The organism is Thalassobacillus devorans MSP14 (assembly GCF_000496835.1).
Taxonomy (GTDB): domain Bacteria; phylum Bacillota; class Bacilli; order Bacillales; family Halobacillaceae; genus Thalassobacillus; species Thalassobacillus devorans_B.
In genome coordinates this window covers 294,782-314,169 of record NZ_KI543237.1, presented here as the reverse complement: position 1 = coordinate 314,169, position 19,388 = coordinate 294,782, and the positions used below count along the sequence as shown (strand labels likewise).

Annotated in this window: 15 protein-coding genes; all 15 read left to right on the top strand. The window is 45.1% G+C overall.

Annotated features, from left to right (window positions below):
* The first annotated feature begins 6 nt into the window (after positions 1–6).
* The 15 genes from P855_RS0112025 to P855_RS0111950 all read left to right on the top strand — a co-directional run bounded on the left by P855_RS0112025 (position 7) and on the right by P855_RS0111950 (position 18,878).
* The gene (locus tag P855_RS0112025) at positions 7–1,047 is read left to right on the top strand and encodes a Gfo/Idh/MocA family protein (protein ID WP_028783810.1); all 1,041 of its coding nucleotides are present in this window, start codon (positions 7–9) and stop codon (positions 1,045–1,047) included.
* A 19-nt stretch (positions 1,048–1,066) separates the two neighbouring features.
* On the top strand, positions 1,067–2,035 hold the full coding sequence (locus P855_RS0112020) for a sugar phosphate isomerase/epimerase family protein (RefSeq protein WP_028783809.1): 969 nt from the start codon (positions 1,067–1,069) through the stop codon (positions 2,033–2,035).
* Positions 2,036–2,062: 27 nt separating this feature from the next.
* Complete coding sequence (locus P855_RS0112015) at positions 2,063–2,755, top strand: YesL family protein (protein ID WP_028783808.1); 693 nt, start codon at positions 2,063–2,065, stop codon at positions 2,753–2,755.
* 524 nt (positions 2,756–3,279) lie between these two features.
* The gene (locus P855_RS0112010) at positions 3,280–4,911 is read left to right on the top strand and encodes a long-chain-fatty-acid--CoA ligase (RefSeq protein WP_051353192.1); all 1,632 of its coding nucleotides are present in this window, start codon (positions 3,280–3,282) and stop codon (positions 4,909–4,911) included.
* A 160-nt stretch (positions 4,912–5,071) separates the two neighbouring features.
* Positions 5,072–6,055 carry a quinone oxidoreductase family protein gene (locus P855_RS0112005; protein WP_028783806.1) on the top strand — a complete coding sequence of 328 codons (984 nt, stop codon included), beginning with the start codon at positions 5,072–5,074 and terminating at the stop codon, positions 6,053–6,055.
* A gap of 241 nt (positions 6,056–6,296) precedes the next feature.
* A complete protein-coding gene (locus P855_RS0111995) occupies positions 6,297–7,883 on the top strand; it encodes an L-lactate permease (RefSeq protein WP_028783805.1) in 1,587 nt (528 codons plus the stop codon).
* Positions 7,884–7,956: 73 nt separating this feature from the next.
* On the top strand, positions 7,957–8,664 hold the full coding sequence (locus P855_RS0111990) for a FadR/GntR family transcriptional regulator (RefSeq protein WP_028783804.1): 708 nt from the start codon (positions 7,957–7,959) through the stop codon (positions 8,662–8,664).
* A 70-nt stretch (positions 8,665–8,734) separates the two neighbouring features.
* Positions 8,735–9,451: a (Fe-S)-binding protein gene (locus P855_RS0111985; protein ID WP_028783803.1), complete on the top strand. Its 717-nt coding sequence runs from the start codon at positions 8,735–8,737 to the stop codon at positions 9,449–9,451.
* Between the two features lie 18 nt (positions 9,452–9,469).
* Positions 9,470–10,894, top strand: coding sequence for a LutB/LldF family L-lactate oxidation iron-sulfur protein (locus P855_RS0111980; protein ID WP_028783802.1), 1,425 nt, complete (start codon positions 9,470–9,472; stop codon positions 10,892–10,894).
* Positions 10,894–11,604: a LutC/YkgG family protein gene (locus tag P855_RS0111975; protein ID WP_028783801.1), complete on the top strand. Its 711-nt coding sequence runs from the start codon at positions 10,894–10,896 to the stop codon at positions 11,602–11,604. Before P855_RS0111980 ends, P855_RS0111975 begins: the two co-directional genes overlap by 1 nt.
* Before the next feature lie 188 nt (positions 11,605–11,792).
* A complete protein-coding gene (locus tag P855_RS0111970; protein WP_037986030.1) occupies positions 11,793–13,256 on the top strand; it encodes a helix-turn-helix domain-containing protein in 1,464 nt (487 codons plus the stop codon).
* A 275-nt stretch (positions 13,257–13,531) separates the two neighbouring features.
* The gene (gene hutU / locus P855_RS0111965; protein WP_037986029.1) at positions 13,532–15,199 is read left to right on the top strand and encodes a urocanate hydratase; all 1,668 of its coding nucleotides are present in this window, start codon (positions 13,532–13,534) and stop codon (positions 15,197–15,199) included.
* Between the two features lie 16 nt (positions 15,200–15,215).
* Positions 15,216–16,490, top strand: coding sequence for an imidazolonepropionase (hutI, locus tag P855_RS0111960; protein WP_028783798.1), 1,275 nt, complete (start codon positions 15,216–15,218; stop codon positions 16,488–16,490).
* Positions 16,487–17,482, top strand: a complete 996-nt coding sequence (locus P855_RS0111955; RefSeq protein WP_028783797.1) for an agmatinase family protein — start codon at positions 16,487–16,489, stop codon at positions 17,480–17,482. The genes hutI and P855_RS0111955 overlap by 4 nt, the downstream gene beginning before the upstream one ends.
* 61 nt (positions 17,483–17,543) lie before the next feature.
* A complete protein-coding gene (locus P855_RS0111950; protein WP_028783796.1) occupies positions 17,544–18,878 on the top strand; it encodes a YjiH family protein in 1,335 nt (444 codons plus the stop codon).
* The last annotated feature ends 510 nt before the right edge of the window (positions 18,879–19,388 follow it).

Sequence of the window (19,388 nt, the reverse complement as noted above, 5' to 3'; positions counted from 1 at the left end):
TTCATGATGCCAAAGCTGCGTATGGGAATCATCGGAGTCGGAGGAATTGCTACACAGCGCCATATTCCGGCCTTTAAATCACTATCTGATCAAGTAGAAATCACAGCAATACAGGACGTAAACGTAACACGTGCCAGGCAAGTGGCAGAAGAATTTGAAATCCCGCAAGTGTTTGAAGACTATGGTACGCTTTTTGAACATGTCGACGCAGTGTCCATCTGTACACCGAATAAATTCCATGCGGAAATTTCGATAGCTGCGCTGGAAGCAGGTGTCCATGTCTTGTGTGAAAAGCCGATGGCGATGACGACAGAGGAAGGAAAGGCTATGGTTGAAGCTGCTAAGAAAAATGAACGGCTTTTATCCATTGCTTACCATTATCGCTATACATCCGAAGCCCGGCTGGCAAAGACCGTCATTGCCAATGGAGAGATTGGTGATCCTTTAGTGACCCGTGTACAGGCGTTACGACGACGCAAAGTGCCGGGTTGGGGGGTTTTTACAAATAAAGAATTGCAGGGCGGTGGCAGCCTGATCGATTTTGGCTGTCATCTGCTTGATCTTTCGCTTTGGCTGCTCGATGATCCAAAACCTGTAGAAGTGATTGGAAAAACGTATGACCGGCTGAGCAAAATACCGGGCCAGGTCAATGACTGGGGACCAGTTGATCATAAAAAATTTGATGTCGATGATCATGTCACTGCCTATATCACATTTGAAAATGGCATGTCGATGCAGTTCGAAACCTCATGGGCGGCCAATATTAAGGAAGATAAAACAACCTTAAGCATTTCAGGAGTGGACGGAGGTCTGGATGTCTATCCTTTCGAGCTCTATCAGGCAAAATACGGGGCTGTATGGGATAGTAACGTAAAACTTCCAAAAGAAGAACTAAGTCCGGGAATTTTGCAGGCGAAAAATTTTGTCGACAGCTGTGCAGGTGATGCGCAATTAGTCGTAGAACCGGAACAAGCCTTGAAGGTTACGGAACTTATGGAAGCGATCTATTTAAGCAGTGAAAAAGGTGAAAGTATTAAATTAACGTAACAGGATGGAGGAGAGTACGATGAAATTAGGCGTATTTACCGTGCTATTTTCTGATATGAGTTTTGAAGCAATGCTGGATCATGTGAAAGATGCTGGATTGAAAGCTGTCGAAATTGGTACAGGCGGCTATCCAGGCAATGCACATTGTAATGTGGATGAGCTTTTGGCAAGTGAAGACAAGCGAAAAGAATATCTTGATAAAGTTCACTCCCGCGGCTTGACGATCAGTGCCTTCAGCTGTCATGGAAATCCATTGTCACCAGATGAAGCATTTGCCAAAGAGTCTCATAATATATTTATAAAAACAGTCAAACTGGCAAACCTGCTTGACGTACCTGTCGTCAATACGTTTTCAGGCACACCGGCAGGGGCTGAAGGAGATCAGACGCCAAACTGGCCGGTAACCCCATGGCCTGGTGAATATTCCGATATCCTGGAATGGCAATGGAGAGAAAAGCTGATTCCTTATTGGAAGGAACAAGGCAAGTTTGCTGAAGAGCATGGCGTGAAAATCGGCCTTGAACTTCACGCTGGTTTCCTTGTTCACACGCCATACACAATGCTGAAGCTCCGTGAAGAGACAAGTGATGCTGTTGGCGCAAATCTTGATCCAAGTCACCTGTGGTGGCAGGGAATCGACCCGGTTGCGGCTGTGAAAATACTTGGTAAAGCAGGTGCAATCCACCATTTCCATGCTAAAGATACGTATATCGATCAGGAAAACGTCAACCTGTATGGGCTTACAGATATGCAGCCGTACGGAGAAGTTCAAACAAGAGCATGGAGTTTCCGGTCCGTCGGTTATGGACACGGCATCCAGGAATGGTCTAATATTGTAAGTGCGCTTCGAACTTATGGATATGATCATGTTATTTCGATTGAGCACGAAGATCCGATCATGTCGATTAACGAGGGGTTCAAACAAGCTGTGAAAAATTTGAAGGCCATCAATATCGAAGAACCCCCGGCAGATATGTGGTGGGCGTAAAGTTGATGAGTTGAAGGAGGAGATCAAGTGAAAACATCAGGATTTATGGGAGGCCTCTATGTTATAAGCGAGTGGATCATGCGATTTTCTCTCGTCAATTTACAATGGGTCCTCTTTAACTTGCCAATCGCCCTCCTTCTCATCAGCATTCTCTATATCGATAGCTCTGAACAGCTGTTTTATTTAACTGTTCCTTTAGTCGTACTGCTGCCTCCTTTATTTTTCCCGGCAACGATGGCTATGTTTGCCAAAGCCAGAGAATGGGTGCGTGTAGACGAAGAAGAAAGAGAACCCCGCACATATGTCAGCTATTATAAAGAAAATTACCGGACCAGTTTATTAGCAGGTCTGGTATTTGTCGCATTGTGGGGTATACTGCTTGCTGATATTTATTATTTTTCTGAGCGAAATGAGATACTGATGAACTTATTTGTCGTGATGGGAATTCTATTGTTCACTTTCACCTTGAATTTCTTTTCCGTCAGTGTCCATTACGATATGAAATTACGCGGACTGTTGCGGCAGGCTTTTTTTATAACGGCAGGCAGTCCGCTATTGTTTCTTGCTGTCTCGATCAGCAGTGGGATCGTTTTGTATATCAGCCTCTATATTTTTCCTATCATTATTCCGTTATTTAGTGGAAGTTTGCTTGCATTTCTTACCTTCTCTGCATATTACCGCTTATATTTAAAAATAGTAGCGAGAAAGTTAAAGCAATAATCATGCTGCAGGTGACCTTAAGTTGCCTGCAGTTTTTACATTTTCTCCCTTAAAACTATGCCTCTATTAAACGTTGTTGTTGATTTTTATAAGAGGATTCTTCAACACTAAAGCCGAATTGTGGAAGACTTGATTTCGAGATAAAAGGGGTTCTTTACTAAAAAAGAGTCAGGGGTGTCTTGGAAACTACTCGCTTTCCTGCGGGGGACCTGGCAAGCTTCCTCGGGCTAAAGCCCTGCGGGATCTCGCCTAGTCCCTTCTCCCGCGGGAGTCTCGCAGTTTCCCAACCACCCCATTCGAAGGATGGGAGGAACGAACCCCCGCGATATATGAAGATGTCTTCCACAAAAGGGAGCTTTAATTGTCAAATCAACACTAAGATTTAACAGAGCCAAAACTATAAACGTACGCTGGTATATATTTACTACCGATTATTTTAATTGAATATTCTGAACTATTGGTATATAGTTGGAAGTAACTGCAAGAATACCAGTATAACTTTTTGTGAGCGGTTACATTAATTTATGGGGGGTTACATATTGAAAAAGGTATGGAAAAAGCATTATCCAGATCATATCAAAAGCGAAGTTGATATTCCGGACATTGCCCTTACTGAGTTTTTGACAAGGTCAGTCGAACGATTTCCTGATAACACCGCAATCACTTTCTTTGATAAAACCATCACGTATAAGGAATTAGGGATGCAAGCGGCTGCGTTCGCTTCATCCCTGCAGAATTACGGTATAAGTAAAGGTGACCGGGTCGCTATTATGCTTCCGAACTGCCCCCATTATGTCATTAGTTATTATGGAGCATTGATGGCAGGTGGCGTGGTCACTCAGGTAAATCCGATGCTGGTAGGACGGGAACTCGAACACATTTTAACAGATTCAGGAGCGGAAACACTTGTCCTATATGCTCCACTGGTACCTGTTTTTGAAAAAATCAAAGCAGATACACCCGTAAAGCATGTGATCGTCGTGGATTTTGCGCAAGAATATAAACCTGCAGGCGAAGAAATAGCATTCACCACGTTTTTGCAGACAGCACCTGGTCCACCGAAACAAGTGACAATCAATCCTGCTAATGACGTTGCTGTACTTCAATATACAGGCGGAACTACGGGCAGGTCGAAAGGCGCAATGCTGACGCATCGAAATCTGGTCGCTAACGTGGTTCAGACGCATGAATATTTTAAAGATGATATTGAACCTGGAAAGGAACGTTACTTAACGGTTATACCTTTATTTCATGTGTTCGGTATGACGGTGTGTATGAACCAGTCCATCCAATCGGGGTCCAGCATGATTCTGCTCCCAAGGTTTGAGATGGAAGAAGTGCTGGAAACAATCAAGCGTGAACAGCCGACTTACTTCCCGGGTGTGCCGACGATGTATGTGGCGATTACCAGCCATCCCAAAGCAGAGCAATACGGTATTGACAGCATACGTGTCTGCAACAGCGGCAGTGCGCCGATGCCCCAGGAATTGATGAGAAGTTTTGAGACAAAAACAGGAGGCCGTATTTATGAAGGATATGGATTATCGGAAACAGCACCTGTTACGCATTGTAATCCAATGTTTGGAGAACGAAAACCAGGAAGTGTCGGAATAGGGGTTCCGTCCACCGATTATAAGATTGTCGATGTCAGTAATGGCGTGGATGAAGTTCCTGTCGGGGAAACCGGAGAAGTAATCGTGCGGGGTCCTCAAGTAATGAAAGGATACTGGAATATGCCGGAAGAAACAGAGCTTGCCCTGCGTGACGGCTGGCTGTACACTGGGGACATCGCCCGTGTCGATGATGAAGGATATTTGTATATCCTCGATCGGAAAAAAGACTTGATTATTGCTGGCGGCTTCAATATCTATCCGCGTGACATTGAAGAAATCCTTTATGAGCATGATGCCGTTCAAGAGGCGGTTGCGGTAGGAATACCGGATGAATATCGCGGGGAAACCGTGAAAGTAGTGGTCGTGTTGAAAGACGGAAAATCAGCAACAGAGGAGGAACTTATCGCGTACTGCAGGGATAATATGGCAGCCTACAAGGTTCCTGGATCAGTCGAATTCAGAAGCGAACTTCCGAAAACGAATGTCGGTAAAATCCTAAGACGGAAAATCCGCGAAGAAGCCGCCAGTAAAGCGAAGCAATAATCCTGTCTACAAGTCTTTGTAAACTTTGTGTAAGTATTTTATATAAAGTTCATTCAGTAAAGCGAGCTATATCCAAGTCCCTATTTTCTTACGTAAAAGTAACGAAGCCGATTTTCAATTAAAGGGAGATATAACTGTAATAGAGAAAACGGAGGTAATTATGAAAGCAATTCAATTCAAAGAATTCGGCGGACCAGAAGTACTGGAACTGATTGATATGGAAATTCCAGAACCTGGTGAGCATGAAGTATTAATAAACACAAAAGCTATCGGCGTAAATTATGCGGATACAGCAAGACGGGGAGGTCAGTATGTGGTAGAAACAAAACTTCCTTATGTCCCAGGATCGGAAGTAGCAGGTGTCATCGCCAAAGTAGGGCGGGGTGTCCGGCGTTTTAAGGAAGGCGACCGGGTTGTTACGTTGATAGGCAGCGAAAATGCAACCGGCTATGCCGAATACACAGTAGCAGATGAACAGGGATTGATTCCGATACCGGAGGGTGTGGATGAAACCAATGCTGCAGCAATCCCGCTCCAGGGATTAAGCGCCTATCATATTATCAAAACGATGGGACGGCTGGAAAAAGGGGAAACGATTCTGATCCACGCTGCCGCTGGAGGCGTAGGATTATTTGCCGTCCAGCTTGCGAAAATTTTTGGAGCAGGTAAAGTAATCGGTACAGCAAGCAGCGAAGAAAAGCGGGCACTTGCGAAAGAATACGGTGCAGATGAAGTCGTCGACTATACGAAGGAGGGATGGGAAAAGGAAGTACGTAATTCAAATGATGGCAAGGGTGTGGATGTAGCCTTGGAAATGGCAGGTGGAGAGGTATTTCATAAGACCCTCGATTGCCTTGCCTCTTTTGGGCGGCTTGTCATCTATGGTGTTGCAAGTGGAGAGCAGCCGCATTTTTATCCAGCCAGGCTGATGGCAAAAAATCTAACGGTGACAGGTTTTTTTCTGCCACAAATCATGAAAAAACCAGAACTGTTTCTTGAAAGTTTGAAAGAGATACTCGCTTATATTGAAGAAGGTAAAATCAAATTGGAAATTGGCGGGGTGTTTTCGCTGGAAAATGCAGCAGAAGTACATCGAAAACTGCAGGGAAGACAAACAAAAGGAAAATTGATTCTCAAGCCATAATGCAATGGACCAGGATTTCCATCATTGGAAACCCTGGCCTTTTCTGTGTCCAGCTGATCCCTGCCAGGATTAGACTGTTATTCTATGAAAGTGTTTTCAAAAATTTCTTGTATTTTGTCGGTTACCGGTCTAAAATGTAAATTAGTTAACAGGTCATCAGATGACCTTATCACATTATCTGTGTTGGAAAGCAATTTATTAAATTCCAGTAATCAAACCACCAGAAGGGAGTTATTCAGCTATGTTGTTGCTTGTGGCTTTAAGTGCCATCATTGCACCATTCGTATTCCTTGTTTTATTGAGGATGTCAGCACTTAAAGGAATGTTTTTCAGTGCCATTATCGTAATTTTGTTAGCGCTTACTACTTGGGGGATGGAAGGGAACGTTGTTTCCGCCTCTATTTTGCAAGGGACTCATAAAGCATTCACCATTCTATTAATCTTATTCGGAGCGATCGTTCTATTAAATACACTTCGTCATACTGGTGCTGTAGACCGGATCAATCAAGGGTTCCGCAGTATTTCAGGAGATATGCGTGTCCAGTTGATCATCGTTGGTTTTCTGTTTGGGTCGTTAATCGAGGGGGCTGCCGGTTTCGGTACTCCGGCTGCTGTAACAGGACCATTGATGGTAGCGTTAGGTTTTAATCCGATGGCAGCAGCAGCACTGGCGCTGATTGCGGATAGTTCAGCGGTTTCTTATGGGGCAGTTGGAACACCGATTCAGGTAGGTCTCAGCAATATTCCTGGTGCGGATATTGCATTCTATCAGAATGTCGGAGCTAAAGTTGCCACAATCGATATGTTTGCAGGTACATTTATACCATTTATTCTGATTGTCATTTTGACTGTTTTCTTTGGAAAAAGAAAAGGCATGGGAGACGCTTTAGCCATGCTGCCATGGACGTTGTTGATTGGAATTACATATACTTCATCCGCACTTCTGTATGCTGTGTTGTTCGGCCACGAGTTCGTTTCGATTCTTGCCTCTCTGACAGGCCTCGTTGTCGCCACCATAACAGCCAAAAAAGGCTTCCTGCTGCCAAAGGAAGAATGGACGGACGCTTTGCAGGAGGGTTTCCAGTCGGAAAAGAAAAAGTCAAAGATGGGCTTAGTTACAGCATGGTCGCCTTATCTTGTTGTCGTCGCTCTATTGTTGCTGACAAGAATCATTCCGCCTGTTAAAGAATTCACGCGGACAGCCATTAATCTGAGCTGGAACAACATTCTGGGAATTGAAGGCATCGACTCAGGCTGGGAGGTACTCTATTCTCCTGGAACTGTGCTTGTGCTCTCGGCTATTTTAGCAGTGCTCGTACAGAGAAAGTCTTTTTCTAATTTTACCAAAGCATCTAAAGAATCACTTGGTTCAATAAAAAATGCAGGCTTCGCGCTGATTTTCACCTTGGCTCTGGTACAGGTATTCACTAACTCGGGGATGAATATGAATGACTTGATAAGTATGCCGCAGTATATCGCACAGGCATTGGCGGATGGGTTCGGTCCGATGTGGATTTTCGTCGCTCCTTTCCTTGGAGAATTAGGGGCTTTCATTACGGGAAGCGCTACCGTATCAACCCTGACTTTCTCCCCAATCCAATATAGTATAGCGAATGAAACAGGCTTGAGTGCCGATACTGTACTGGCAGTCCAGGTGATTGGGGCTGCTGCGGGTAATATGATTTGTGTGCATAATGTTGTAGCTGCATCAGCAGTTGTAGGGTTGTCCGGAAAAGAAGGTGACATTATCCGGAAGACATTAGGTCCTGCTCTTTTATATGGTGTGCTTGCTGGAATTGGCGGTTTTATCATGATGCAATTCATGTAAACAAGGGATCTATCTTTCCAATTCCTCTTGCTTCCAGTAAAATGAAGGTAATAAGTAGTTGGAGGAAGAAGTAATGGAATATAAACAAATACGAGCACGCAAGATTTATGAAGAAGTAGCGGATTCGTTAGTTGCCATGTTGAAGAATGGGGATTTGAAGCCTGGTGATAAATTGGATTCCGTCGAACAGCTGGCCAGGAATTTTGATGTCGGCCGTTCAGCCATCCGTGAAGCTCTAAGTGCCATGCGCGCGATGGGGCTTGTGGAAATGCACCAGGGCGAAGGGACTTATATCAAGCAGTTTGATGCCTCACGTTTTTCTTTGCCGGTTGCGGCAGCGCTGTTGATGAAACGTGAAGATGTCAAAGAGCTGTTGGAGGTCAGAAAAATCCTGGAGGTCGGAGCATCTGGAGCTGCCACAGAGCGACATGAAGAAGCAGACTTAGCTCCGATGGAAGAAGCGCTTCACTCAATGGAAGAAGCAAAAGGAAATGGCGAGCTGGGTGAACAAGCGGATCTTGCTTTCCATTTAGCAATTGCCCATGCGACCCATAACCAGATGCTTATCAACCTTATGAATAGTGTATCGGAAATTATGATGGAAACGATGCGCGAAACCCGCAGGCTTTGGCTTCATTCGGAAAATAGAACTGCCGAGCTGCTGAAGGAGCACTGGCTGATTTTTGAAGCAATTAAAAATAGAGATTCAGCGCTAGCCCAAAAGCATATGCTGAAGCATTTAGTTGGAGTGGAGCAGGCGTTAGCAGAATATATTGATTAGATTGGTCCAGTCTTTTCTTTGTAAAGGTCATCAGATGACCTGTTGTTATCTTAAAAAGGGAGTGAATGGCATGAAGGTGTCCTTATTCATTACATGTTTGTGTGATATCATGTCGTCCGATGTCGGGAAAGATACGGTTGAAATTTTAGAAAAAGTGGGCTGTGAGGTTGATTTTCCTGAGCTGCAGACATGCTGCGGGCAACCGGCTTATAACAGCGGCTATTTGAAAGAATCGAAGGGATCGATGAAACAGATGTTGCGGGCGTTCAAGGATTCCGAATATGTGGTGGGACCATCGGGTTCTTGTGTAGCTATGCTTCACGAATACCCGCATATTTTCAAAGGGGACCCCAATTGGGAAGAAGCAGCTAAAGACCTTGCAGATAAATCCTATGAGTTGACGCAGTTTTTAGTTGACGTCATGGGAATCACAGATGTTGGCTCCAATTTCGAGGGAAGAGTGACTTATCATCCTTCCTGCCATATGACCAGGCTGCTGGGTGTCAAAGACGCACCGATGACATTATTGGAAAACGTGAAGGGCCTGGAATTTGTCGAACTTCCTGTGAAAGAGGACTGCTGTGGGTTTGGCGGTACGTTTTCCGTGAAGAATCCAGTAATTTCCGAGCAGATGGTCGAGGAGAAAACCGAACATGTCACAGAAACGGGAGCGGAATATCTGGTCGGTGGAGATATGGGCTGTCTGATGAACATCGGTGGGCGCCTGACACGCAACGGCAAGCCGGTCAAAGTACTGCATATCGCCAATATACTTAACTACCAATAATAGAACGGAGGGGATTCTATGAGTATTCGAATTGGCACGAATTCTTTTGAGCACCGGGTTCAGGAAGGGATAAAAAATGACTTCATGCGAGGTGCGGTGTCATCTGCACAAGGCCGGTTCCGGAGCGGGCGCCTGAAAGCAGCAGAAGAACTTGGGAACTGGGAAGACTGGCGTACTCTCGGGGAAGAAATACGCAATCACACCATGGAAAATCTTGATTTTTATCTTCAGCAGTTAAGTGATCAAGTTTCTAAACGAGGCGGCAATGTCTTTTTTGCAGAAACAGCAGAGGAAGCGAATGACTATATTCAGAATGTCATCAAGAAAAAGAATGGCAAGAAAGTCGTCAAATCAAAATCGATGGTGACCGAGGAAATCGGTTTGAACGAAGCACTGGAGGAAGCCGGTTCGGAGGTGGTCGAAACCGACCTAGGTGAGTGGATTTTACAATTGGATGAAGACCCACCCTCCCATATCGTCACACCAGCCCTTCATAAAAATAAAGAACAGATCCGGGAAACATTTGCCGCCAAAAAAGGCTATGATAAGACCGATAAACCGGAGGAGCTTGCTTTATTTGCAAGGGAACAGCTCAGGAAAGACTTTTTGTCTGCAGATATCGGGATTACCGGATGCAACTTTGCTGTAGCGGAATCAGGGGCGGTGACCCTTGTAACTAACGAAGGGAACGCAAGACTGGTCACATCGCTACCCGATACACAGATTAGCGTCATGGGTATGGAACGCCTTGTTCCGACCTGGGAAGACCTTGAGGTGTTAGTCAGTCTCCTTACCAGATCTGCAGTCGGACAGAAACTGACCAGCTACGTCACTTCTTTGACAGGAACCCGACTCGAGGGAGAAGTGGACGGACCGGAAGAATTCCATCTGGTTATCGTCGATAATGGACGATCGAAAATTTTAGGTACGGAGTTCCAATCGGCACTTCACTGTATTCGCTGTGCTGCCTGTATCAATGCCTGTCCTGTATACCGGCATGTCGGAGGGCATTCATACGGTTCCATTTATCCAGGACCGATTGGAGCAGTTTTAACGCCATTGCTTGATGGTTATGACGACCATAAGGAATTGCCTTATGCTTCAACCCTATGTGCTGCCTGTACCGAAGCTTGTCCAGTGAAGATTCCCCTTCATGAGCATTTGATCCGTCACCGTCAGATCATCGTTGAAAGAGAGAATAAAGCTCCGAAAGCTGAAAAGCTTGCGATGAAAGGTTTTGCCAAGTGGGGATCAAGTCCTGCGGCCTATAAGATGAGTACTAAAATGGCGCGTACGGCATTGAAACCGTGGACAAAAGAAGAAAAAATTGAAAATGGACCTGGCCCGATGAAAGCCTGGACAGATGTCCGCGACTTCCCGGCTCCAAGCAAGCAGTCGTTCCGTTCCTGGTACAAGACCCGTAAGAAAGGGGATGAAGCCTGATGTCCATTCAAAACCGGGAAGCATTTTTAAATAAACTGGCGGAAAATCTTGGACGTAGTCGACGTACGGAAGGGGTCGAGCGTCCGAAGTGGAGCGTAAGTCCACAGTGGGAAGTGTTTAAGGGGGCCACACAGGACGAATTGGTGGATGTTCTTGAAGAACAATGCAAAGCTATTCATACCGATTTTCAGAAAACAAGCACAGCTGATTTAGAAAATGTGCTACGTGAAACAATTGAACGCTACGAAGGTAATGCGATTATAGCCGCTGATGATGAACGTAATGCCGAATATCAGTTGGATACTTATTATCAGCAATTGGAAGCTGAGGGTGTTGAAGTCCATATTTGGGATGCTGAAAAAGGAAAAGAAAATCAAGTATTTGCTGAACGGGCAGATGTCGGCATCACTTTCAGCGATGCGACGCTGGCAGAATCCGGAACTGTCACCCTTTTCAACAACAAAGGAAATGGCCGTTCGATCAGCCTGTTACCGAAAACTTACATTGCTATCATCCCGAAAAGTACAATTGTGCCGAGGATCACACAGGCAGCCAGGCATATTCATGAAGCTAACCAGCAGGGACATGAAGTATCTTCCTGTGTCAGCTTCATCACTGGTCCAAGCAACAGCGCAGACATTGAAATGAACCTTATTGTAGGTGTCCATGGACCGACCAAAGTCACCTATATCGTAGTTGAAGATAAATAGCTGCAGATATATATCGTGTTAGCTATAGATATAATAGAATCGACACTTTTAGTCAACAATAGCGACGCTTATTTACAAAAATAATAATATTTCCCGGGAAATCGACGCTAATGATAACACCCAGGTCCTGAACCAGCTAGAGGACCTGGGGTGTTTGATGTAAAATAGGAATAAAAGGGGGGATCGTGGTGTATCAGTTGCTGTTAGTGGATCGTGACACCCAGGAACTCGCTGGCATCGAGTGGTTACTATCAAAATACTCTTTTCCTGTGTCAAACATCCTACGAGCAAGCCAACTTGCTGAAATGCTGGATTCTTTGGAAAATGAACGTCCGGATATCCTCTTTATCGAGCTTGATATGATTCCAGAAGGAAAATGGGAGCTTGCGAAAGATTTCATAAAGAGGCTTAGCAAACAAGTAATCGCAGTTACAGTAGAGCCAACTTTTGAACGTGCTATGCAAGCGATCGAAATAAATGCAATCGACCTATTAGTCAAACCGATATCTCCGTCCCGCCTCAAACATACTATTCAGCAAAGCTGCCGGATACTTAATCATGGACAAGATGAAAAAACGGGAGTCACTACACCTTTTATCATCAACTATGAATCTCTATTTATTGATGATCAGTTACCTTTTGCATACCCCGTCTATTTGGTTAGAACGGAATATTCACCGGATTTATACCATCTGCGTTCTTTTATCGAACAGTTCGATTTTTATCATCACCCGTTCGTGTTTTCCACTAGTGATCAGGTAGTCCTTGCATTCAATCAGAAGATTCCTGAGCCTTTTCAACAAGCAAGACGTTTTTTGAGGGAGTGGGAACAGGCTGGAGGTGGACCGCTGGCTATAGCTGTACATGAAAAAGGTTCCCTTTTATCTTTACATAATATTTACCGGCGTCTTCGAAAAGTGATGGAGGCAACTTTTTTTACAGGGTACAAACAGGTGCTGACGTACAATGAAGCTAATTTATGGAAAGATGTGGACCCCTTTCTGACCATGGACGAACAGCGTTTCTGGGTTCGCAGTCTTGATGAGGGTCAGACTGAAGAAATCAAAAGCTGGTTATATCGTGAATTTTTCAATCTCCAGCCACCATACCCTGCTCCCGGGTTACTTCGAACACGGCTCACGAGTATACTGGCTCAAATCCGGAGATTTATGATTCGAAAAGGGTTAGAGACAGAGGAGAATGAAGTCAAATATAAAAAAATCTTCGACAAAATCCTTTATAGTCCTGTTTTATATCGAATTGTGCAGGATATAGTCCTCTTCATCAATGATCTGATTCACTCCCTGGGGGCAGAAAAAGAGAGGAGGCCAGGAAATATCGGAGAAGCGGCGCTTGCCTATATGGAAGAGCATTATATGAATCCAGGTCTGTCACTTAAAGATGTTGCTGCCCATATCGGAAGGAGTCCCGCTTATTTCAGTCACTTACTATCAAAGAAATACCAGCATTCTTTCCGTGAGATGCTGATTCAAATCAGAATCCAAAAAGCGAAGGAACTGATTGAAACTACGGATAATTCCATTCAGGAAATTGCGATGGAAGTCGGCTTCAATCAGCCCAATTATTTCAGTCGCGTATTTAAATCAGCAACTGGAAAAACACCTCGCGAGTACAGGAATTTGAAAGGGTAAGGCAACTCAATTTTTTATATACACTGCCAACAGGTCGATTATTGAATCTTTACGTGAACGATTTATATTTCTCAATTAAAACACTCACTTGGTGGGTGTTTTTTTATATAATTTTTATATCTTTATAATATTTATGCTAATTATTGAAAGCGCTTCGTATAATATGTATATCTTTTTATTAGAAAATTACCACAATTCGAAAGTTAGTCATCTATTATCTATTCTGGTGGATTGCTAAGCTATACCTATAAGAAATCCAATAAGAAGGGATGGGTATGATGAACAACACAAAGTCAGATAAAGTGGAACAATACCGTGGCACGGATTTGCATACGAAAGGATGGATTCAGGAGGCCGCCTTGCGGATGCTAAACAACAACCTGCACCCTGATGTAGCAGAAAATCCGGATGAACTGGTTGTTTATGGTGGAATCGGAAAGGCTGCCCGTAATTGGGAAAGCTATGATGCCATCATTGATTCGTTAAAATCGTTGGAATCCGATGAAACGTTGATGATTCAGTCCGGAAAACCGGTAGCAGTGTTTAAATCTCATAAGGACGCCCCAAAAGTGTTGATCGCTAATTCCAATCTGGTACCAGCCTGGGCCAACTGGGAGCACTTTCATGAACTTGACCGCAAAGGACTGATGATGTTTGGCCAGATGACGGCGGGAAGCTGGATTTATATTGGCAGCCAGGGGATCGTCCAGGGGACTTATGAGACGTTTGCCGAATGTGCCCGGCAGCATTTTGACGGTAAAATGGCTGGAACGGTTACGCTTACTGCCGGCCTTGGCGGAATGGGGGGAGCTCAGCCGCTTGCGGTCACTTTAAATGGCGGTATATGTATTGCGATTGAAATTGACCCGCATCGCATCCAGCGCCGCTTGGATACCAAGTATCTGGATACCTCGACCGATAATCTGGATGAAGCAATTCGTATGGCTGAGGAAGCACGTGATCAGGGAAAAACTTTATCGATTGGCTTGCTTGGAAATGCAGCAGAGATTTTACCGGAGATGATAGCGAAAGGTTTCACTCCTGATGTGTTAACAGATCAGACTTCCGCGCATGATCCGTTGAATGGCTATGTCCCGGTCGAGATGGATTTACAGGAAGCAGCCCGCTTGCGTAAGGAAAAACCGGAAGAATATGTGAAGCTTTCCAAACAAAGTATTGCGGCTCAGGTCAAAGCGATGCTGGAGATGCAGCAAAAAGGTGCGGTAACGTTCGATTATGGTAACAATATCCGTCAGGTGGCAAAAGATGAAGGAGTAACCAATGCCTTCGATTTCCCTGGCTTTGTACCAGCTTATATTCGTCCCCAATTTTGTGAAGGGAAAGGGCCGTTCCGCTGGGTAGCATTATCCGGTGACCCGGAAGATATCTATAAGACTGATGAAGTGATTTTAAAGGAGTTCAGCGATAACGAGCATTTGTGCAACTGGATTCGTATGGCGCAGGAAAAAATCAGTTTCCAGGGACTGCCTTCTCGCATATGCTGGCTTGGTTACGGAGAACGGGCGAGGTTCGGCAAAATCATTAACGACATGGTGGCAAGCGGTGAATTGAAAGCACCGATTGTAATTGGCCGTGATCATCTCGACTCCGGTTCTGTCGCTTCACCGAACCGTGAAACAGAGGCGATGAAGGACGGCAGCGATGCCGTAGCCGACTGGCCGATTTTGAACGCTTTGATCAATAGTGTAGGCGGAGCCAGCTGGGTTAGTGTCCATCATGGCGGTGGTGTTGGAATGGGCTACTCGCTTCATGCTGGTATGGTGATTGTCGCTGACGGCACAAAGGATGCAGAAAAACGGCTGGAACGTGTATTGGCGACTGACCCGGGGATGGGAATCGCTCGCCACGTTGATGCCGGTTATGATCTGGCAAAAAAGACAGCGAAAGAAAAAGGCGTCCAAATACCAATGATGAAAAACTAACAGGGAGGAGATGCATATGACACAGAAACTATTGATTACAAATGCAGCACAATTGATTACGATGGCCGGGCATAACGATCGCCCCGCAAAAAAGAAAGCCATGTCGGAGCTGGAAATTATCGAAAATGGTTCCATATATATCGAAGAAGGTAAAGTCGTTGCAGTTGGCACAGACGAAGAGATCAGAGCTGACTATCAGGACTTGATTGGCACGGAGTCACATATAGATGCAACAGGGAAGGTTGTCACCCCAGGACTGATCGACCCTCATACTCACCTGGTGCATGCCGGAACAAGGGAAAATGAGTACGCCATGCGCCTGAAAGGTAAAACATACATGGAAATCATGGAGGCAGGCGGCGGAATCCATGCAACAACACGGGCAACACAAACGGCAAGTCCTGAACAGTTATATGAAGAGTCCTGGAAGCGTCTTGATCAATTTTTACTCCACGGGGTCACAACCGTCGAAGCAAAAAGCGGTTATGGACTGACACTTGAGCATGAATTGAAACAGCTGGAAGTGGCTAAGCAGCTTGATAGTGAACACCCGGTCGATATCGTGTCGACATTCATGGGGGCTCATGCGATACCAATGGATGAAAAAGATAATCCGGAACCGTTTGTGAATCGGATAATCGACGAAATGATTCCAGAAGTGGCTCGCAAAAAACTGGCTACTTTCAACGATGTTTTCTGTGAACGGGGGGTGTTCACACCAGAACAATCAAAGCGGATTCTCGAGGCTGGTAAACAACATGGTCTGCTCCCGAAAATCCATGCCGATGAAATCGAGCCATACGGGGGAGCGGAATTAGCTGCACAAGTCGGTGCTATTTCAGCAGATCACCTTTTGAAGGCATCCGAACAGGGAATCAAAGATATGGCAAAGGCTGATGTAGTCGGAGTGCTGCTGCCTGGTACAGCGTTTTTCCTAATGGCTGAATTTGCGGATGCGCGCAGGATGGTCGATCGTGGAGTTGCCATAGCATTATCGACAGATGCCAACCCTGGATCATCACCGACCATTTCTCTGCCGTTCATTATGAATCTCGGTTGTCTGAAAATGGGGATGACGCCGGAAGAAGTATTGACCGCCACCACTATCAATGCGGCCCATGCGATTGGCGCAGCTGGAGAAATCGGAAGTCTCGAACCTGGAAAGAAAGGCGATGTAACAATTTTTAATGTGCCTAACTATCTCGTGTTGTCTTATCAGTATGGGATGAATCATGTGGATACGGTCATCAAAGCGGGCACGCCGCTGGTAATGGGAGGGCAGCTGCAATGAGTGGCTATCCCTATCCGATGCTCGACAGGCCGAGTATGGTCTGGAACCGTAATACAGAAAAGCGTTCAGATTTAAAGGTCCATGAATGGATTGAAACGATTGGCGAACATCCCCCTGATTGGAAAGGATATGATGTGACAGTTTTTGGAGTGCCGCTGTCAAAGTCGTCGATCAGCACTTCGGCTGCCAGTGAAAACCCGGATTCCATGCGGAAAGCCTGGAAGTCATTCGGCACATATAATCTGGATGAGAATATTGACCTTGCGGAGTTGAAGGCGATTGATCTTGGTGATGTCAAGCAGCATGTTACCGATATCGCGTTTACTCATCAGAAAATTACCGAAGCCATGGCTGCGATGCGCACGTACCATCCTCACACGTTACCAGTGGCAATGGGCGGCGACCATTCGATTACAGCGATGCTCGTCAAAGGCTGGAAGCAGGCACATCCAGATGAAACCATAGGTGTATTACAGTTTGATACCCATTTTGATTTACGTGATCTTAGTGAGTTAGGTCCTGCAAATGGTACACCAATCCGCAACCTGATTGAAAGCGGTACAGTGGAAGGAAGACATGTGCATAACATTGGTCTCCATGGTTTTTTCAATGCAAAAGAGCTGAAAGATTATGCGGATGAGGCAGGAGTTCATTATACAACGATGAAGCAGGCACGTAGAAAAGGTATCAGAGAAGTTGTCACCAGCGCCCTGGCACAATTATCCGGACAGGTGGACACGATTTATGTCACGGTGGATATGGATGTGCTGGATATTACTCATAATCCGGCTGCTCCGGCAGCAACCCCAGGCGGGATGTACACAGGAGAATTATTTGAAGCGGTCCAGCTTGCCGGCGAACATACAAAAGTGAAGGCGTTAGATATCGTTTGTTTAGATCCGCGAAAAGATGTCGGTGAGGTGGCAGTGAAAAGCGCGGTTCATGTCATGCTGTCTTTTTTGACCGGTTATTGTAAGCGGAAGGGCGAGTAAAGCTCGTCCTTCCTTTACCATTATAATTGTCTGATTATTCACATAACAGGAGGTAGGAAAAATGGAAAATGTTCAAAAAGATGTCCGGCTCCCTGAAGTTCCTCAGTCGTCAGGCGGGAAAAATCTATTAAAGTTTTTCTTGTACAGCTTGATTGGTATTTTCACTTTCTTTATACCCGTCACTGTAAAAGGCACCTCCTCCATTCCTTTGGATCATATCGTCACCTTTATCAAGACAGCAATGGGTCCTGTTGTTCCTTACTATGCGCTCTTTGTCATTATCTTAGGAGCAGCCTATCCGTTCTACAATAAGACATGGAATAGGGATGCAGTCAATGTGACGCTCTCCTTTTTCAAAGTGCTTGGTGTACTGGTTGCGGCAATGTTAATGTTTAATTTCGGACCAGACTGGCTGTTTGAGTCCAGTATGGGGCCGTTCCTATTTGAAAAATTAGTGATCCCGGTCGGACTGCTTGTTCCAATCGGTGCAGTTTTTCTGGCCTTACTTGTTGGCTATGGTCTACTTGAATTCATCGGTGTCCTCCTGCAGCCCGTCATGCGTCCCATATGGAAAACACCTGGACGCTCTGCTATTGATGCCGTCGCTTCTTTTGTCGGCAGCTACTCCATCGGGTTATTGATTACCAATCGTGTCTTCAAAGAAGGGAAGTATACAATCAAAGAAGCGACCATCATTGCTACTGGTTTCTCTACCGTATCAGCAACCTTCATGATTGTTGTTGCCAAAACACTTGGGCTGATGGAAATTTGGAACACTTATTTCTGGGTCACGCTATTCGTTACATTTCTGGTGACGGCCATTACCGTACGGATCTGGCCGCTTAACAAAATCAGTGATGACTATGTGGATGGGAAGGGCCAGCCGGAAGAAGTGGTGAGGGGCAGTCGATGGAAAGCTGCCTGGAGGCAGGCCATGGAGGCGGCAGAACATTCTCCTTCGATTGGAAAAAACATCGGTATGAACTTGAAGGATGGATTCATCATGACGATGGCAATTTTACCATCGATTCTCTCTGTCGGGCTGCTTGGTCTGGTGCTTGCTGAATTTACCCCAGTATTTGATTTTTTAGGCTATATCTTTTATCCATTCACCTTGTTGATGCAAGTTCCGGAACCTTTACTGGCAGCCAAGGCTTCGGCTATTGAGATTGCAGAAATGTTTTTGCCTGCACTGTTGGTGGCTGAGGCACCGATGGTTACGAAGTTTGTAATCGGGACTTTGTCGGTATCAGCGATTCTGTTCTTCTCTGCGCTTATTCCTTGTATTTTATCAACCGATATCCCGGTCAGTATTCCAAAGTTGATTGTAATCTGGATTGAACGGACGATTTTAACGATTCTCATCGTTACCCCTATTGCCTATCTTTTACTTTAACCGTAATTCGATGCTCGGTATTTAATAGAATGGCTTTGCTAAATCACAGTATAAAATTCATTAAAGCTTCCTTTAATCGAAGACTCAGTTTCGATAGAAACTGTTTCCGTAACGGATAGGAGCGTATGGAGGTCCGGGAAATCACTCGCTTTCCATGGGCATGTGGTGAGCTTCCTCAGGCTTCGCCTTGCGGGATCTCACCGATCATGTTCATCCCCTAGGAGTCTCGCAATTTCCCGGACCTCCTTGCGTTAAGTGAGCAAAACGGAAACACCGGCATGGAGGATTTTAAAGAGCTATTCATAAAAAGGGATTACGCCCCAATCCCTGTTATACACAGGATGGAGCATAGTTAGAAGCATTTTCATTCATTGTAATGGTCTGTTTATCTCGAAATTGAGTGTTCCATTAAACTGCCAAATAGTTGAATAAGCATTTTTTATGAAAAAATCAACAACCATTTTTTACAGGGCCAATAAAAAAGACACCTCACAGCCTTCTAAATGAAGG

Excerpts from the sequence above, each read along its gene's own strand:
- P855_RS0111950 (WP_028783796.1), top strand. The coding sequence starts at position 17,544 with ATGGAAAATGTTCAAAAAGATGTCCGGCTCCCTGAAGTTCCTCAGTCG.
- P855_RS0112020 (WP_028783809.1), top strand. The coding sequence starts at position 1,067 with ATGAAATTAGGCGTATTTACCGTGCTATTTTCTGATATGAGTTTTGAA.
- hutI (WP_028783798.1), top strand. The coding sequence starts at position 15,216 with ATGACACAGAAACTATTGATTACAAATGCAGCACAATTGATTACGATG.
- P855_RS0112005 (WP_028783806.1), top strand. The coding sequence starts at position 5,072 with ATGAAAGCAATTCAATTCAAAGAATTCGGCGGACCAGAAGTACTGGAA.
- P855_RS0111975 (WP_028783801.1), top strand. The coding sequence starts at position 10,894 with ATGTCCATTCAAAACCGGGAAGCATTTTTAAATAAACTGGCGGAAAAT.
- hutU (WP_037986029.1), top strand. The coding sequence starts at position 13,532 with ATGATGAACAACACAAAGTCAGATAAAGTGGAACAATACCGTGGCACG.
- P855_RS0111980 (WP_028783802.1), top strand. The coding sequence starts at position 9,470 with ATGAGTATTCGAATTGGCACGAATTCTTTTGAGCACCGGGTTCAGGAA.
- P855_RS0111955 (WP_028783797.1), top strand. The coding sequence starts at position 16,487 with ATGAGTGGCTATCCCTATCCGATGCTCGACAGGCCGAGTATGGTCTGG.
- P855_RS0111995 (WP_028783805.1), top strand. The coding sequence starts at position 6,297 with ATGTTGTTGCTTGTGGCTTTAAGTGCCATCATTGCACCATTCGTATTC.
- P855_RS0111990 (WP_028783804.1), top strand. The coding sequence starts at position 7,957 with ATGGAATATAAACAAATACGAGCACGCAAGATTTATGAAGAAGTAGCG.
- P855_RS0112010 (WP_051353192.1), top strand. The coding sequence starts at position 3,280 with ATGGGGGGTTACATATTGAAAAAGGTATGGAAAAAGCATTATCCAGAT.
- P855_RS0112025 (WP_028783810.1), top strand. The coding sequence starts at position 7 with ATGCCAAAGCTGCGTATGGGAATCATCGGAGTCGGAGGAATTGCTACA.
- P855_RS0111985 (WP_028783803.1), top strand. The coding sequence starts at position 8,735 with ATGAAGGTGTCCTTATTCATTACATGTTTGTGTGATATCATGTCGTCC.